At 71.2% G+C, this 17,466-nt stretch carries 10 protein-coding genes and 1 pseudogene; 6 read left to right on the forward strand and 5 right to left on the reverse strand.

All coding sequences use genetic code 11. From position 1 onward, the window contains the following. Positions 1-114 precede the first annotated feature (114 nt). Entirely contained in the window at positions 115-5,535 is a 5,421-nt protein-coding gene (gene pulA / locus AB0F81_RS32410; RefSeq protein ID WP_360203386.1) for a pullulanase-type alpha-1,6-glucosidase, read from the forward strand. A 67-nt stretch (positions 5,536-5,602) separates the two neighbouring features. Here pulA and AB0F81_RS32415 read toward each other — a convergent pair whose 3' ends face one another. From AB0F81_RS32415 to AB0F81_RS32425, 3 genes are read right to left on the reverse strand one after another with little or no spacing between them, the layout of a single operon-like run. After that, on the reverse strand, positions 5,603-7,975 hold the full coding sequence (locus tag AB0F81_RS32415; RefSeq protein WP_360203387.1) for an EAL domain-containing protein: 2,373 nt from the start codon (positions 7,973-7,975) through the stop codon (positions 5,603-5,605). Positions 7,976-8,022: 47 nt separating this feature from the next. Next, positions 8,023-8,919: a sulfite exporter TauE/SafE family protein gene (locus tag AB0F81_RS32420; protein WP_360203389.1), complete on the reverse strand. Its 897-nt coding sequence runs from the start codon at positions 8,917-8,919 to the stop codon at positions 8,023-8,025. A 14-nt stretch (positions 8,920-8,933) separates the two neighbouring features. Further along, entirely contained in the window at positions 8,934-11,255 is a 2,322-nt protein-coding gene (locus AB0F81_RS32425) for a bifunctional diguanylate cyclase/phosphodiesterase (RefSeq protein WP_360203391.1), read from the reverse strand. 72 nt (positions 11,256-11,327) lie between these two features. On the opposite strand from AB0F81_RS32425, the gene AB0F81_RS32430 reads away from it, so the two are divergent. From AB0F81_RS32430 to AB0F81_RS32440, 3 genes are read left to right on the forward strand one after another with little or no spacing between them, the layout of a single operon-like run. Beyond that, positions 11,328-12,044 (forward strand): histidine phosphatase family protein, encoded by a 717-nt coding sequence (locus tag AB0F81_RS32430; protein ID WP_360203393.1) that lies wholly within the window; start codon positions 11,328-11,330, stop codon positions 12,042-12,044. Next, a complete protein-coding gene (locus tag AB0F81_RS32435) occupies positions 12,028-12,873 on the forward strand; it encodes an NAD(P)H-hydrate dehydratase (protein ID WP_360203395.1) in 846 nt (281 codons plus the stop codon). The genes AB0F81_RS32430 and AB0F81_RS32435 overlap by 17 nt, the downstream gene beginning before the upstream one ends. A 52-nt stretch (positions 12,874-12,925) precedes the next feature. Continuing rightward, the gene (locus tag AB0F81_RS32440) at positions 12,926-13,339 is read left to right on the forward strand and encodes a CBS domain-containing protein (RefSeq protein ID WP_360203397.1); all 414 of its coding nucleotides are present in this window, start codon (positions 12,926-12,928) and stop codon (positions 13,337-13,339) included. Between the two features lie 48 nt (positions 13,340-13,387). On the opposite strand, the gene AB0F81_RS32445 is transcribed toward AB0F81_RS32440, so the two are convergent. Next, entirely contained in the window at positions 13,388-14,446 is a 1,059-nt protein-coding gene (locus tag AB0F81_RS32445; protein WP_360203399.1) for a hypothetical protein, read from the reverse strand. Beyond that, positions 14,433-15,290 (reverse strand): helix-turn-helix transcriptional regulator, encoded by an 858-nt coding sequence (locus AB0F81_RS32450; protein ID WP_360203400.1) that lies wholly within the window; start codon positions 15,288-15,290, stop codon positions 14,433-14,435. Before AB0F81_RS32450 ends, AB0F81_RS32445 begins: the two co-directional genes overlap by 14 nt. 150 nt (positions 15,291-15,440) lie before the next feature. Here AB0F81_RS32450 and AB0F81_RS32455 point away from each other — a divergent pair, with 150 nt between their 5' ends. Beyond that, on the forward strand, positions 15,441-15,692 hold the full coding sequence (locus AB0F81_RS32455; protein WP_360203402.1) for a hypothetical protein: 252 nt from the start codon (positions 15,441-15,443) through the stop codon (positions 15,690-15,692). A 76-nt stretch (positions 15,693-15,768) separates the two neighbouring features. Then, a pseudogene (locus AB0F81_RS32460) lies at positions 15,769-17,379 on the forward strand (alkaline phosphatase D family protein); the annotation flags it as partial. Between the last annotated feature and the right edge of the window lie 87 nt (positions 17,380-17,466).

The raw sequence follows: 17,466 nt of genomic DNA on the forward strand, positions 1-17,466 counted from the left end.
TGCTAACGTCCCGGCAACAGCGACGATACAGGCCGATCTCTCGATGGCGTGCCCTCGAACGGCCTCAAGTCTTCTTGATTCCCCGATACCACCGAATCGGAAGGGTGCACCACTGTGGCACCGGACAAACCGTTACATCGTCACCGCAGGCTGGGCGCCGCACTGCTCAGCCTTTTTCTGCCTCTGATCGCCGTGCCGGCGGCGTCCGCCCCCGCGGCTGCCGCGCCGGCCGAGCCGAGCGCGGCCGTGATGGCCCAGTGGGGCTCGGACGAGCCCAGCAAGAACGAGCAGTTCTACTTCGTCCTGCCGGACCGGTTCGCCAACGGCGACACCGGCAACGACAAGGGCGGGCTCGCCGGCGACCGCCTCGCCACCGGGTACGACCCGGCTGACAAGGGCTTCTACCACGGCGGCGACCTCAAGGGCGTGATGGAGCGCCTGGACTACATCCAGGGGCTCGGCACCACCGCGATCTGGCTCGCCCCGGTCTTCAAGAACCGCCCGGTGCAGGGCGCCGGCAGCGACGTCTCGGCCGGCTACCACGGTTACTGGATCACCGACTTCACCCAGGTCGACCCGCACTTCGGCACCAACGCCGACCTGAAGAAGCTGGTCAAGCTCGCGCACCAGCGAGGCATGAAGATCTACCTCGACATCATCGTCAACCACACCGCTGACGTGATCAAGTACGCCGAGGACAAGTACACCTACATCGACAAGGCGACCTCGCCGTACACGGACACCGACGGGCAGCCCTTCGAGGACCGCAACTACGCGACCTCCAGCCGGTTCCCGGCGACCGACGCCACGTCGTACCCGTACACCCCGACGTTCGCCAACCCGGCCGACGCCAAGGCCAAGGTGCCGGCGTGGCTGAACGACGTGAACATGTACCACAACCGGGGCGACTCCACCTTCGCCGGGGAGAACAGCGAGTACGGCGACTTCTACGGCCTCGACGACCTCTTCACCGAGCGTCCCGAGGTGGTCCGCGGCATGACCAAGATCTACGCCGACTGGATCAAGGACACCGGGATCGACGGCTACCGGCTGGACACCGTCAAGCACTCCAACCTGGAGTTCTGGCAGCAGTGGGCGCCGGCGATCCAGAAAGCCGGCGGCAAGGACTTCTTCATGTTCGGCGAGGTCTACAGCGCCGACCAGGAGATCCAGTCCGCCTACGTGCGGCGCGGCAACCTGCCGGCCACCCTGGACTTCTCGTTCCAGGAGGCGGCGCGCGGCTTCGTCACCGGCAACAGCCCGGCGAACGCGCTCTCCGGCATGTACGCCAAGGACGACCTCTACACGGCCCGGGACACCGGCGCGGACCGGCTGCCGACCTTCCTCGGCAACCACGACATGGGCCGGATCGGCTCGTTCATCGCCGCCGCGGCAACCGCGGAGACACAGCTCAAGCGCGACCAGCTGGCGCACGAGCTGATGTTCCTCACCCGCGGCCAGCCGGTCGTCTACTCCGGTGACGAGCAGGGCTTCACCGGGCCGGGCGGCGACAAGGACGCCCGCCAGGACCTGTTCGCCAGCAAGAGCGCGGATTACCTGGACGACGACCTGATCGGCACCGACCGCACCCACGCGGTGGACAACTACAACACCGCGCACCCGCTCTACCGGACCATCGCCGACCTGGCCAAGCTCCGCAAGGCGCATCCCACGCTGACCAACGGCGTGCAGGTCACCCGGTACGCGGCCGAGGGCCAGGGCGTCTTCGCGGCGTCCCGGATCGACCAGCGGACCCGCGCGGAGTACGTCGTGGCGGTCAACAACGCCACCACGGCGCAGACCGTCACGTTCCCGGTCTCCACGGCTGCCGCCTTCACCGGCGTCTACGGCGCCACCAATGCGGTCACGCCCGCCGACGGCAAGATCACGATCACGGTTCCGGCGCTGTCCTCCGTGGTGTACCGGGGTGGAGCGATCCCGGCCGCCACCGCGGGCCCGACTGTCACGCTCAAGGCCCCGGAGAAGCCGGCCACCCGCACCGAGCTGACCGCCGAGGTCACCGGCGACCCGCTGTCCACGGTCACCTTCGCCGCGCAGGCCGGGAACGGTCCGTGGCAGCTGCTCGGCACCGCCGACAAGGCGCCCTACCGGGTCTACCACGACCTGACCGGGCTGGCCGGCAACACCGCGGTGCGGTACAAGGCAGTGGTGCGCGACAGCAAGGGCCGGCTCGGCTCGTCCACCACGAACATCACCGTCGGCACGCCGGAGGCCACCTCCAGCGCCGGCTACGCGGTCGTGCACTACCAGCGGCCCGAGGGCGGCTACGAGGACCAGGGCCTGTACGTCTGGGGCGACGTCGACGAGTCGATGACCACCACCTGGCCCACCGGGCAGCCGTTCGTGGGCGAGGACTCCTACGGCCGCTTCGCCTACGTGAAGCTCAAGCCGGGCGCGAAGAGCGTCGGTTTCATCGTCGTCGACAAGAACGGCAACAAGGACACCGACGCCGACCGTACGATCAACGTCACCGAGAACCCGGAGATCTGGCTCAAGCAGGGCGACGCCAAGGTCTACCCGACGCGGCAGGCCGCCACCGGCGAGCCGGACCCGGCGCAGGACCCGAACAAGGCGGTCATCCACTGGCGCAAGGCCGACGGCAACTACGACGGCTGGGGCCTGCACGTCTGGGAGGGCGCCGCGAACCCGACCGACTGGGCGAGCCCGCTCGCTCCGGCGCGGATCGACTCGTACGGCGCGGTCTTCGAGGTGCCGCTGAAGGAGGGCGCACCCTCGCTCAGCTACATCATCCACAGCGGTGACACCAAGGACCTGCCCACCGACCAGTCGCTCGACTTCGGCAAGGCCGGCCGTGAGGTGTGGCTGCTGGGCGGTCAGGAGACCCGCCTGCTGCCGCTGGTGAAGACCGTCGACGGGGCCGGCGAGATCGACGTGGCCAAGTCGCGGGCGGTCTGGATCGACCGCGGCACGGTGGCCTGGAAGACCGGCACCGGCAGCACCCTGGAGCCGGTCGGCGCGGGCACCGACGGCAAGGTCTACGACCTGGTTTACGCCCCGAACGGTGGGATCGGCGTCGCCGGCGGCGAGCTGACCGGCACGTACCAGAGCGTCCGGCTCGCCGCCCAGCGCAACGGTCTCACCGAGGCCCAGCGCGAGAAGTTCCCGCACCTGTGGCAGTACGGCGCCTTCACGACCGGCGCCAGGAACGTCGCCGACATCCTGCGCGGCCAGGTCGTGGTGACCGAGCGGGACGCCAAGGGCAAGCTGCTCGCCGCCACCGGCGTGCAGACCGCGGGTGTGCTCGACGACGTCTACGCGAAGGCCACCGGCGCGACGCTCGGCCCGGTCAAGGACGGCGTGGCCGTCTGGGCGCCGACCGCGCAGAAGGTCGAGCTGGAGGTCTACGACACGGCGACCTCGGCGACGCCGACGGTCAAGCCGATGACCCGCGACGACCGGACCGGCGTCTGGTCGGCCAAGGGCCGGTGGACCGGCAAGTTCTACAAGTTCCGGGTCACCGCGTGGCAGCCGGCCGCGCAGAAGGTGGTCACGGCGTCGGTCACCGACCCCTACTCGGTGGCGCTGGCCGCGGACTCCACCCGCAGCCAGTTCGTCAGCCTGGACGAGGCGGCGCAGAAGCCGGCCGGCTGGGACCGGCTGCGCAAGCCGGCCGCCACCGCCCCGGCGAAGATCCAGATCTCGGAGCTGTCGGTCCGGGACTTCTCGATCGCCGACAGCACGGTGCCGGTGGCCGAGCGCGGCACGTTCAGTGCTTTCACCCGTACCGAATCGAAGGGCATGAAACACCTGGCCGGGCTGGCCGAAGCCGGCGTGACCCACCTGCACCTGCTGCCGGCCTTCGATTTCGCCACCATCCCGGAGAAGCGGGCCGACCAGCAGCAGCCGCCGTGCGACCTGGCGTCGTTCCCGCCGGACTCGGACCAGCAGCAGGCCTGTGTCGAGAAGGTCGCCGCCACCGACGGCTACAACTGGGGTTACGACCCGCTGCACTACACGGTTGCCGAGGGCGGCTACGCGGTCGATCCCGCGAACCGCGCCAAGGAGTTCCGGTCCATGGTCGCCGGGGTCAACAACGCCGGGCTGCGCGTGGTGATGGACGTCGTCTACAACCACACGTCGGCCGCCGGCACCGACGCCAAGTCGGTGCTCGACCAGATCGTCCCCGGCTACTACCACCGGCTGCTCGAGGACGGCTCGGTCGCCAACTCGACCTGCTGCTCCAACACCGCGCCGGAGAACGCGATGATGGGCAAGCTGGTGGTCGAGTCGATCGTCACCTGGGCGAAGGCCTACAAGGTCGACGGGTTCCGCTTCGACCTGATGGGCCACCACCCGAAGGAGAACATCCTGGCGGTGCGCAAGGCCCTGGACAAGCTCACGCTGGCGCGTGACGGCGTCGACGGCAAGAACATCTATGTGTACGGCGAAGGCTGGAACTTCGGCGAGGTGGCGAACAACGCCCGCTTCGTGCAGGCGTCCCAGACCGAGCTGGCCGGCACCGGGATCGGCACGTTCAACGACCGCCTGCGGGACGCGGTCCGCGGTGGTGGCCCGTTCGACGAGAACCCGCGGATCCAGGGCTTCGCGTCCGGCCTGGCCGGCGCCCCCAACGGCGACGCGGTGAACGGGACCGAGGAGCAGCAGAAGGCGCGCCTGCTGCACTACCAGGACCTGATCAAGGTGGGACTCACCGGCAACCTGGCCGGCTACTCCTTCACCGACTCCTCCGGCAAGGTCGTCACCGGCTCGCAGGTCGACTACAACGGCTCGCCGGCCGGCTACAACGCGGCGCCGGGCGAGGCGATCACCTACGTCGACGCGCACGACAACGAGATCCTGTTCGACTCGCTGGCGTACAAGTTGCCGCAGGCCACCACGGCTGCGGACCGGGCACGGGCCCAGTCGGTGGCGCTGGCCACCACGGTCCTCGGGCAGGGCGTGGGTTTCGTGACCACCGGCAGCGAGCGGCTGCGGTCGAAGTCGCTGGACCGCAACTCGTACAACTCGGGTGACTGGTTCAACGAGATCGAGTGGGACTGCGCCGAGGGCAACGGCTTCGGCAAGGGCCTGCCGCCGAAGGCGGACAACGAGGCCAAGTACCCGTACGCCAAGCCGCTGCTGGCCGACCCGGCCCTGGTGCCGGACTGCGCCACGATCGAGGCGACCGACCAGCGTTACCGGGAGCTGCTGCGGATCCGCAAGTCGTCGCCGGTCTTCGGCCTGGCCACCGGGGCCCAGGTGCAGCAGCGCCTGTCGTTCCCGCTGTCCGGGGCGAAGGAGACGGCCGGCGTCATCACCATGACGATCGACGGCCGCGGCCTCGATCAGAAGTGGAAGTCGGTGACGGTGGTCTTCAACGCCACCCCGGCGGCGGCCACCCAGACGGTGCCCGCGCTCGCCGGCAAGAAGGTGGCGCTGCACCCGGTCCAGCAGTCCTCGGCCGACCCGGCCACCCGGACCGCGTCGTTCGCCCCGGCGACCGGCACGTTCACCGTCCCCGCCCGCACCGTCTCGGTCTTCGTCCAGAGCTGAGACCCCGGTAGGGCCTGATACGCGGCCACCGCTCACCCGATCAGCCCGGGTGGGCGGTGGCCGTTCCTCATGCCGCCACGAGGCGCCCGTAGAGGGAGCCGACCGGCTCCGGGCGGCCCAGGTGGTAGCCCTGGGCGAACTTGCAGCCCATCACCGTGAGCAGCGCCAGCTGGTCGGCGTCCTCGACGCCCTCGGCGACCACCCGCAGGCCCAGCGTGTGCCCGAGCTGCATCACCGCGCTGACCAGCTCCTGCTGGCGGCCGTTGCCGACCAGGCCGGTGATGAACGAGCGGTCGATCTTGAGCACGTCGACCGGGATGTCGCGCAGGTAGCCGAGCGAGGAGTACCCGGTGCCGAAGTCGTCGATGGCGATCTTCACACCGAGTTCGCGCAGCTCCTGGAGGCGGGCCGAGGTGACCGCCACGTCGCGCATCAGCACCGTCTCGGTCAGCTCCAGCACCAGGCTCTGCGGGGGCAGGCCGGTGGCGGCCAGGGCATAGGCGACCTGGTCGGTGAGGTCGGCCAGCTCCAGGTGGGCGGCGGAGAGGTTCACGCTCACCCAGTCCGGCGCGGTCTGCGGGCTGTGCAGCTGCCACTGCCGTACGGCGTGGCACGCCTCCCGCAGGATCCACCGGTCGATCTCGACGATCATGCCGGTCTCCTCGGCGAGCGGGATGAAGGTGCCCGGCGGCTGCAGGCCACGCTCCGGGTCCTCCCAGCGGACCAGCGCCTCCACCCCGTGCATCCGGTTCTCCGGCACGTTGACCACGGGTTGCAGGTGCACCCGCAGCTCGCCGCGGTGCACCGCCGCGCGCAGCCGGGCCTCCTGGTCCAGGCGGCTGAGCAGTTGCTCGTGCATCCGGTTCTCGAAGATCAGGTAGCGGTTCTTGCCCTGGTCCTTGGCGGCGTACATGGCGACGTCGGCGTTGCGGACCACCTCGTCGGCGTCGGCGTAGCGGGCCGCGTCGGGCACCACGCCGACGCTCACGGTGACCAGCGCCTCACGGCCGTGCACCACGAACGGTTCGGCGAGGGCCGCCAGGCAGGCCGTCGAGAGCGCCTCGACGACCGGCGGGGAGGCGCCCTCCAGCAGCACGGCGAACTCGTCGCCGCCGAGCCGGGCGACGGTGTCGTGCGGGCGCAGCACCGCGGTCAGCCGCTCGGCCGCGGTACGCAGCAGCAGGTCCCCGGCGTTGTGCCCGAGGCTGTCGTTGACCCGCTTGAAGCCGTCCAGGTCGAGGTAGAGCAGGGCGATCTGCTCGCCGGACGCCCGGGACCGGACGAGGGCGTGCTCCAGCCGGTCCAGCAGCAGTTTGCGGTTGGGCAGCCCGGTGAGCCCGTCGTGCAGGGCCTGGTGGCGCAGGTCGTACTCGAGGGCGCGCTGCCGGCTGACGTCGCGCAGCACGATGACCGCGCCCATCTTCTCGATCAGGCTGACCGTGTACTCGACCCGGACCGCGGTGCCGTCCGGCCGTTGCAGCAGTTCCTCGGTGGTGCCGGCGGCGAGCGACCCGAGCACCAACACGGCTTCGCGCCGCAGCAGCCCGTCGACGCCGAGCCCGGTGATCCGGCCGGCGGCCTCGTTGGCGAACGCGATCCGGCCCGTGGCGTCGACCCCGCAGATGCCCTCGCCGGCGTTGGCCAGGATGCTGTCGGTGTACTCCTTGGCCAGGATCTCCTTGGTCGAGCGTTCCAGCTTCTCGGCCATCGAGTTGACGGCCACGGCCAGCTTGCCGATCTCGTCGCGCCCGGTGGGCGGCACCCGGTGCGAGTAGTCGCCGGAGCGGATCACCCGCACCGCCGTGGTGAGCGACGTGATCCGCCGGGTGACCGAGCGGGCCAGCACGAAGCCGAGCGCCAGCACGAGCAGCATCGCGACGCTGGCGCTGGACAGAATGATCGTCCGGGCCTGCCGCGCGCTGGCCATCATCGCGTCGTAGAGCGGGGTGTACTCCAGGATGACCGCGCCGATGGTCAGGCCGCTGCGGTTGTCGATCGGCACTACGACCTGCTTGATGCCGTCCGGGTAGTCCTCGCTGGTCTCGACGAAGACGCGGGGCTCGCCGTCGGCGATGGTCCGGCCGACCTCGTCGCCGGAATCGTGATCGAAGGACGAGCCGACGTTCTCGGCGATCACGTCACCGAGGATGTACTGGCCCTGGTTGACCACGACCACGTCGCGGTGCTGCGTGGTGTGCAGCCGCTGCAGGTAGCTGTCGAGGGCGGCTGGGCTGTAGTACAGCGGGGTGACCACCGCACCGCCCGCCACCGGCAGGCCGTGCGCGATGTCCTTGGCGATGCCCCGGGCGACCCGGGCAGCCTCCTGCGCCGCGGCCCTCTCGGCCGAGGCGTTGTCGGCCTGCCAGGCGATCAGCGCGGTGGCCGCCACCATCAGCGCCACCAGCAGGTATCCGCCCAGCAGCTTCTGCCGTACGTTCATCCGACCCTTTCCCCGTCCTTGACCGACATCAGATCGGCCGGTCGGGGTCAGGCTTGAGCGGCTTCCTTCTCGCGTTCGGCCGGCGAGCCGGACGGGGGCCGGCGCAGGCGGCCGGTCACCCCGATGCCGACGGCGACCAGGATCGCGACGCCGGTGACCACGCCGACCACCAGGGTGGGCAGGTCGAACAGCTTGAGGGCGCTGGCCAGCAGCACGATCACCAGGGCGGCACGGACCAGGCCGCCGGGGGCGCGCGAGGAGATCCGGGAGCCGATCAGCACGCCCGGGATGGATCCGAGGATCACCGCGCCGGCGATGTCCAGGTGCAGGTCGCCGAAGAAGGCGTGGCCCAGGGCGGCCGCGGTGACCAGCGGGACGGCCTGGATCAGGTCGGTGCCGACCAGGTCGTTGGCGCGCAGCTTCGGGTAGAGCGCGAGCAGCGCCACGATGATCAGCGAGCCGGAGCCGACCGAGGTGAGACCGACCACGATGCCGCCCATGACCCCGATCAGGATCGTGGGCAGCGGCTTCACGATGATCTCGGCGGCCGGGCCGTCGCCGTTGCGGCGGCTGGTCCAGGCCTTGAGCAGCATGCCGCCGGCCGCCAGCAGCAGCGCCGCGCCGAGCGCGATCTTCACCGCGTGCTGGACGCTCTCGTCGCTGCCGAAGAGCCGCAGCAGCAGGACGCCGAGGAAGGCGCTGGGCACGCTGCCGACGCACAGCCAGAGGACCAGTTTCCAGTTCACCGTGCCGCGCCGGGCGTGCACGTAGCCGCCGAACGGCTTCATGATGGCGCTGGCGGCGAGGTCACTGGAGATGGCGGCGACCGGGTGCACACCGAACAGAAGCACCAGAATCGGGGTCATCAGTGCGCCCCCACCCATACCGGTCAGGCCGACGATGATGCCGACTCCCAGACCGGCGAGCGCCATGATCGGATCCATGCCGGGAATTCTGACTAAGTCAGTTGACTTTGTCGAGTTTCCCGCATGCTGAGCAGCAGCTCGACGTCGGAAGCAGGCATCGGGCGCGCGAAGTGATACCCCTGGGCGAATCGGTAACCGGCCTGGTGCAGGCGCTCGGCCTGCTCGGCGGTCTCCACGCCCTCGGCGACCGCCTGGATGCGCAGCCCGCGGGTGATCCCGATCAGCCCGTCGACGATCACCGCCTGCGGGCTCTGCGAGGTCACGCCGTCGACGAACGACTTGTCCACCTTCAGCCAGGTGACCGGGCAGTCGACCAGCAGGCTCAGTGACGACTGGCCGGTGCCGAAGTCGTCCAGCGCGATGCTCAGGCCCAGCTCGTGCAGCCGGCGCACCACGTCCAGGGCGACCCCGGTGCCGAGCACCGCGGTCTCGGTGACCTCGACCACCAGCCGGGCCGGGTCCAGCCCGGCGGCCGACAGCAGCGCCTCCATCTCGGCGGGGAACCCCGGCTCGTTCAGCTGCCGGGCGGACACGTTCACGCTGACCTTGGCGGGCGCGTCGGCGCCGTACTCGCGCTGCCAGCGTGCCGTCTGCTGAATCACTTGTTCGAGGATCCAGCGGCCGAGTTCGACGATCTGGCCGTTGCGCTCGGCCAGCGGGATGAAGACCGCCGGGGACACCAGCCCGTGCTCCGGGTGGCGCCAGCGGACCAGCGCCTCCACCCCGGAGAGCCGGCCGTGCGGCAGCTCGACGATCGGCTGGTAGACCAGGAACAGCTCGTCGCGGACGATCGCCTGGCGCAGGTCGGAGCCGAGCCGGGCGTCGCTGTCGGCGAGCTGGTCCATGATCGGGTCGAACCAGGTCCACCGGCCGCCGCCGTTCCGCTTGGCGGCGTACATCGCCACGTCGGCGCGGCGCAGCAGCTCACCGGCGGTGTCGTCGGGGCTGCTGGCGGTGACGCCGACGCTGATCCGGGGCACCATCTCGTGCCCGCCGACCAGCACCGGGCACTGCACCTCGGCCAGCAGCTCACGCAGCAGCGCCTCGGTCTCGTCGGCGCTCAGGCCGGGCAGCAGCAGGGTGAACTCGTCGCCGCCGAGGCGGGCCACGGTGTCCTCGGCGCGCAGCCGCTCCCGCAGGCGGCGGCTGATCGTCTGCAGCAGGGCGTCGCCGGTGTTGTGCCCGTACCGGTCGTTGATCACCTTGAAGTCGTCCAGGTCCAGCAGGGCGACCACGAACGGTTCGCCGCCGGCCAGCCGGGCGGAGATCTCCTCGGCGTACGCCGAGCGGTTGCCGATGCCGGTGAGCGCGTCATGGGTGACCTGGTGGTCCAGCTGCTTCTGGTACTCCCGCAGCTGGGCCAGGTTGGCGTCGACGGTGTCCAGCAGCCCGGCGTTGTCGCGCAGCGTGGTGAGCTGGCGCAGCACGACCAGCACGGTCAGCGCGGTGACCGAGAGCGCCATCGTCGCCTCGTCGCCGCCGCGGGGCAGCTCGACCTCGAGCAGCACCGCGTAGAGCAGCGCGATCGCCAGGTACGGGGCCATGCTGAACCGCCGCCCGGGCCGTTCGGCCTCCGGGGTGGTCTTGTTGAGCCGCTGCCGCCGGGCCGCGAACATCGCGGTCATCTGCGACATCGGGAACGCGAGCAGGCTCGTCGACAGGTGCGGCTTGTCGACGATGAACGGCGCCACCACCGCGGTCGAGGCGGCCAGGGCGACCCCGGCGGACAACAGGTGCACCGCGCCCCGGTCCAGTCGCCCGGCGCCGGCGAACGCCACCTTCACGAAAGCGATCAGGGAGATCGCCGAGACGGTCATGATCACTACGAGCGATCGTGGGGTGGCGTTCGGGGCCTCGGAGAAGTCGATCCGGCTGATCCAGAAGTGCCAGGCCAGCACACCGCCGGTCAGCAGGACGATGCCGGTGTCCAGCACGAACCGCAGCCAGTCGCCACGAGTGCGCTGCCAGGTCGGCAGCCGCAACAGCGCCCAGAGCACCACGACCAGGGCACTGCCGAAGATCAGCTGGGTGCGCATGCTGAGCTGCTGGGAGACGACCGGGCCGTGGAACGCGTCGTACATGGCGCTGAGGGTGCCGGGCAGCAGGATCGTGCAGGCGGCGCCGAGGCTTGCCCAGAAGCTGCGGGTGGCCGCGTCGAGCTCGGTGCTGCGGGCGGTCCGCACGCATTCGTAGACGGTGATCACCGACAGCACGGGCAGCGGCAGCCAGCCGATCACCGGGTACGGCCACACGTGGAACAGTCCCACGGCGAACCAGCCGAGCAGGAGGACGAACAGGCCGAGAGCCACTGCGGCCGGAGCGTCCGACCGGCCGCGGAAACTCAGAAAGGGCATGTTTCGCTCATCGGCTGCCGGGCCGCCGCGATGAGTGAATTACCCGGCCCGTCCCGGGGTAAGGCCGGACGTATGGAGCAACTGGAGTGGCTCGCGGTCGTCCGGCACGGGTTGAGCACCGGCAACGTCACCGCCCAGGAAGCCGAGACCGGCGGTGCCGAGTTGATCGACATCCCGGAGCGGGATGCCGACGTACCCCTCTCCGACCTGGGCCAGGAGCAGGCCGAGGCGGTCGGCCGGTTCCTGGCCAAGCAGAAGCCGCGCCTGGCGATCGTCTCGCCGTACCTGCGGACCCGGCAGACGGCGGAGATCGCCCTGGCCGACACCGGCGTCGAGATGATCGTCGACGAGCGGCTGCGCGACCGGGAGCTGGGCATCCTCGACCTGCACACCGCCCGGGGCGTGGAGGTCCGGCTGCCGGAGGAGGCGAAGCGGCGGGCCCGGCTGGGCAAGTTCTACTACCGCCCACCGGGCGGCGAGTCCTGGGCCGACGTGCTGCTGCGGCTGCGGGCGCTGCTGCGCGAGATCCGTCAGGACCACCCGGGCGAGCGGGTCGTGCTCTTCGCGCACGAGGCGACCGTGCTGATGGTGCGTTACCTCGCCGAGGGCCTCGACGAGCAGCGGCTGATGGCGCTGGCGCACGAGACGACCGTCGCGAACTGCTCGGTGAGCAGCTGGCGGCGCTCCGGCGACGGGCTCGAGCCGGAGCTCTTCAACTCGGTGGAGCACCTGCATCACGAGGACACCCCGCCGACCCGGCAGGAGGACGTCAATGAAGAGCCGGTCTGAGCCGCGCGTCGTCACCCCGGGACTGCTGCGGGACTGGGCGCTGCCCGACCCGCAGGGCGACAAGGAGTCGCGGGGCACGGTGCTGGTGGTCGGCGGCGCCCGGTGCACGCCCGGCGCGGTTCTGCTGGCCGGGGTGGCCGCGCTGCGCGCCGGGGCGGGCCGCCTGCAGCTGGCCGTCGCCGCGGAGTCGGCGGTGGCGCTGAGCATCGCGGTGCCCGAGGCCAAGGTGGTCGGCCTGCCCCCGGACGGCGACACCCCCGGCGAGGTGCTGGACCTGGCCCGCGCGGCGGACGTGATCGCGCTCGGGCCCGGCCTGGACGACATCGAGCACACCACCCGGCTGATGCGGGAGGTGCTCGGCGCCGCCGGGCCGGAGGCCGCGGTGGTGCTCGACGCCTATGCCCTCGGCGCGCTCAGCAAGGACGCCGGTCTGCTGCGCCAGACCCGGGCCGTGCTCACGCCCAACCTGGCCGAGGCGGAGCACCTGCTCGGCCGCGATCCCGGTGACGATCTGGCGGGCGCGGCGCGGGAGCTGGCCGAGCGGCACCGGGCGGTGGTCTCGCTCTACGGCCACATCGCCGAGCCCGGCGGCGGCACCTGGCGGGAGGAGAGCGGCGACGCCGGCCTGGGCACGTCCGGCAGCGGCGACGTACGGGCCGGCATCGTGGCCGGCCTGCTGGGCCGGGGCGCCGACCCGGCACAGGCCGCGTGCTGGGCCGCCTACGTGCACGCGATGAGCGGCCGCCGCCTGGCCCCCCGGTACGGCCGGATCGGCTTCCTGGCCCGCGAATTGGTGGACGAGGTGGCATCGACGATTGCGACGGTCTGAAGCGGGTACGTCCAGTTACGACACTGTGACGACATGGAAGGAGTCACCAGTCATGACGACCGCCCGCGAGATCATGAGCCGGGATGTCACCTGCGTCGGCGAGAAGGAGTCCCTCGCGGAGGCCGCCCGGAAGATGGCCGACCTCAACGTGGGCTCGCTGCCCATCTGTGGTGAGGACAACCGGCTGCACGGCATGCTCACCGACCGCGACATCGTCGTGAAGGCGCTCGCCAAGGGCCGCAACCCCGCTGACATCACCGCCGCGGAGCTGGCCTCCGGCAAGCCGATCACGATCGGCGCCGACGACGACGCGGCCGAGATCCTGCGCACCATGAGCCAGTACAAGGTGCGCCGCCTCCCGGTGATCGACGGCCACCAACTGGTCGGCATCGTCGCGGTCGCCGATGTGGCCCGCGCCCTGCCGGACCGCCCGGTCGGCGACCTGATCGACGCCATCAGCGAGTGACCCCCGGTGGTGATTCCGGGCGCGATCCGCACCCGGAATCACCACGGTTCAGCCGTCGAAGCGCTCCCAGTCCAGACCCAGCTTGCGGAACCGGCGCAGCAGCGAGCGGTGCCGGGCGCCCACGTAGACCTCCAGCCAGTCCGCCTCGTCGGCGCCGACGAGCACCACGATGCCCGGACCGGCGTAGAGCCTCGACCGCGCGCACGGCCAGCGCATCGGCCGCAGCGGCACCCGGCGCAGCGGGGCGACGATCCGCTTGGCCTGGGCCCGGTCGACGAAGGCCATCCCACCCGGCGAGCCGTCCATCGCGGCCCGGGCGAGGGTGGAGAGCAGCAGATATCCGCTCAGCCGCTCCCGCTCGCGCAGGGGCTGATCGCTGAGCCCGTGGTAGTGGACCGGCGGATCCCCCTCGGGCGTGGAGCCGGTGGAGAGCGTGAAGACGCCGTCGCCCTCCTGGCCGAACAGGAGCGCTCCGCCGGTGGGCACCGGTTCGGCCAGGACGCGCAGCGATGTGCCGTACACCTCGGGCCGCCCGGCGGCGACCCGGTGGAACGCCCGCAACGGCTCCGGCTGCCCCGCCCCGGGCTCGGTCCGTTCCAGGGCCGGTGGGACGTCGGCGTACCAGTCGGTGACGAAACGCTCCAGCGCGGCGACCGGATCGCCGGGCAGCAGGTCGAGCCAGTCCAGGCCGGGCGGATCCGGCGGCGGCCCGGTGGGGCGTACCCGATCCAGCAGGTCGTAGGGGAGAGGCGCGTCCAGGATCAGCCCGAGGTCCTGCAGGGCGCCCCGGCGGCGGCCCAGCCGGACCGGCCGGGCCGAGCCGAGCGCGAGGCAACCCTCGGGCACGCGGGCGAAGGCCAGGACGGCCGGCGGTTTGACGCCGGACAGCAGCGCGGCCACGCGGGCCGGGAACGGCCCGGGCACGGCGAGATCCTCCGCGGTACGCACCGCGCCCTCGGCCACGATCACCAGGGTGTCCGGTCCCGCCGCCAGCACCGCCTCCGGGCTGTGGTGCACCTCCGCGCCGGGCCCGGCCAGGGCGAGGGCCTCCGCCTCACCGGCGACCGACCAGAGCCGCACCTCGACGGGGGGTTCAGACCAGGGCACGAGCCGCGCTCTCGATCATCGTCCGGGACTCGCCGGGTGGCAGCGCGTGCTCGGCGATGGTGTCGAAGATGGCGGCGAACCTGGCCACGTCCTCGGCCTTCTCCCGCAGCGCGACCCCGGCGAGCCCGTCGGCGTAGACCAGCGGGGGATCGTTGGGGTCGGCGAAGTCCAGCATCACGAAGTCGCCCTCCATGCCCAGGTGCACCCCCTCACTGAACGGAACGACCTGCAGCCGGATGTTCGGCCGGCCGGCGGACGCGACGAGCTTGTCCAGTTGCCGGTGCATGAGCTCCGGGCTGCCGACGACCCGCCGCAGGACCGCCTCGTCCAGGATCACCCACAGCCGTGCCGGGATGGGCCGGTACAGGATGCTCTGCCGGTGCATGCGCACCGTGGCGCGCTGTGCCACGTCGGTCGGCACCACCTTGGCGCCCTCGCTGAGCAGCGCCCGGGCGTACTCCTCGGTCTGCAGCAGGGCGGGCACGAACATCGACGCGGTCCAGCGCAGGCTCTCCGCCTCGTGCTCGAAACCGACGTAGGCGCCGTAGATCTCCGGCAGCTCGGGGGTGAACTCCTTGATCCAGGTCTGCTGCCCGGGGTCCTTGAGCCAGTCGAGCAGGGTGGCGCGGCGTCCGGGATCGGTCACCCCGTAGAGGTCGAGCAGAGTGGTGACGGTGCGGCGCTGGGGTTTGTTCATGGCCCGCTCGATGCGGTAGATCGACGAGGCGTCCAGCCCGGTCTGCTCGGCCACCTCCTCCTGCCGCAGGGCCGCCGCCACCCGGAGGCGTTTCAGCTCCGCGGCCAGCCGGCGCAGCCGGATACTCGGTGGTCTGCTCCGCTTCACAGCGATCCTCCCCGTCAGATCTCGGTCAGTGTGCCCGGGGCGGACAGCCGGCACCAGGAGCGCGGCACTCATCTGCACGATGTGAATTTGCAAGCCTTGCATTTAGCCGCCGGGGCCGCTCACGCTGAGTACACGCCGAAGGGAGCCGTGATGCTGCAGCCGCGTACCGAGCACCGTTTCGTCCGCCCCTCGTGGGACTGCGTGCGCTGTGGCGACCCGTGGCCCTGCGCCCAGGCCCGGGCCGACCTGGTCGAGCAGTTCGACCCGGCCGACATCCCGCTCACGGCCTACCTCAGCGCCGCGCTGTTCGAGGCGCTCAACGATCACGTTGTCCGATCCCGCCCGGTCCCCTCCGATCTGCACGACCGGATCCTCGGTTGGATCCGGCAGGTCCAGCCGTGACAATCTCGGTGAACGCCGGTCGAATATCCGTCTGACGGGAACCGCGGCGTGGCGGTCCGCTGATACATAGAGATGCATGACTCTGCTTGATCGCCGTACTGTTCTGCTGGCCGGGCTGACCGCCGGGGCCGGCGCCGCCCTTCCGGCGGCCTCGGCCGCCACCGCGGCCGAGACCGCTTTCCGGCACGGTGTGGCCTCCGGTGATCCCCTGCCCGGCGGCATCCTGCTGTGGACCCGCGTCACCCCGACCCCGGACGCCGTCCCGGGCTCCGGCGCCGGTCCGCGGATCAGCGTCGAGTGGCAGATCGCCACCGACGCGGAGTTCGTCTCGGTGGCCGCGAGCGGCGCCTTCGTCACCGGCCCGGAGCGCGACCACACCGTCAAGGTCGAGGTCTCCGGTCTGCGCCCGGCCACGACGTACTGGTACCGGTTCGGCTACGACGGCGGCTGGTCGCCGACCGGACGCACGATGACCGCCCCGGCCGCCACCGACGCGGTCGCCCGGCTTCGCGCCGGGGTGGTGAGCTGCGCCAACTGGGAGGCCGGATACTTCGCGGCCTACCGGCACCTGGCCGAGCGCGGCGACCTCAACCTGGTCGTGCACCTCGGCGACTATCTGTACGAGTACGGCACCGGCGACTTCACGGCCGGCGGCAGTGTGGTTCGCCGTACCGAGCCGGCGCACGAGACGCTGACCCTGGCCGACTACCGGATCCGCCACGCGCAGTACAAGACCGACCCCGACCTGCGCGCCCTGCACGCCTCGGTGCCGTGGGTCATCACCTGGGACGACCACGAGGTCGCCAACGACATGTGGAGCGACGGCGCGGAGAACCACACCCCGGGCGCCGAGGGCGACTTCCGCGCCCGGGTGGCGGCCTCCCGGCAGGCGTACGCGGAGTGGATGCCGGTGCGCCTGGCCGAGGACGGCGCCATCTACCGGCGGCTGCGCTACGGCGACCTGTTCGAGCTGTCCATGCTCGACCTGCGGACGTACCGGTCGGAGCAGGAGGGCGGCACCGCGGCCGACGACGAGGACCGGACCATCGCCGGCGCGGACCAGCTGGCCTGGCTCACCGAGGGGCTGGTCTCCTCGACCGCGATCTGGAAGCTGGTCGGCAACCCGGTGATGATCTCCCGCCTCGACGTGGCGACCCTGCCGGCCTGGCTGGTGCCGCCGCTGGCCGAGCTGATCGGGGTGCCGCAGAACGGCGTGGTCCTCAACGTCGACCAGTGGGACGGCTACAACGCCGACCGCGAGCGCCTGGTCGACACGCTGCGCGCCCGTGGCACGAAGGACGTCGTCTTCCTCACCGGCGACATCCACACCAGCTGGGCGAACGAGCTGACCACGCGGGACACCGGCATCACGAACCCGGCCGCCGCCGAGTTCGTCGTGCCGTCGGTGACCAGCGACAACATCAACGACTTCCTGAAGACCCGGCCCGGCGGCCCGCTCAGCGTGCTGGCCGCCTCGCTGATCCGGGCGACCAACCCGCATGTGCGCTGGGTGGAGACCGACGGGCACGGGTTCGGGGTCCTGGAGGTGACCCGGTCCCGCTGCCGGATGGACTGGTACCACCTCGCCGACCGCACCAGGCGCGACTCGGCCGCCCGCTGGGTGCAGGGTTTCTCGGTCGGCCGCGGCTCGGCGAGACTGCGCCGGGAGACGGCCGCCCCGGCTAGCTGTACTGACCCGAGAGGTTGGGGATGCGGCTGGCGGGTGGTAGGCCGTTGAGCGCGGTGTGTCCGCGATGGTGATTGTAGGTATGGA

This window comes from Actinoplanes sp. NPDC024001 (assembly GCF_040638955.1).
GTDB lineage: Bacteria > Actinomycetota > Actinomycetes > Mycobacteriales > Micromonosporaceae > Actinoplanes.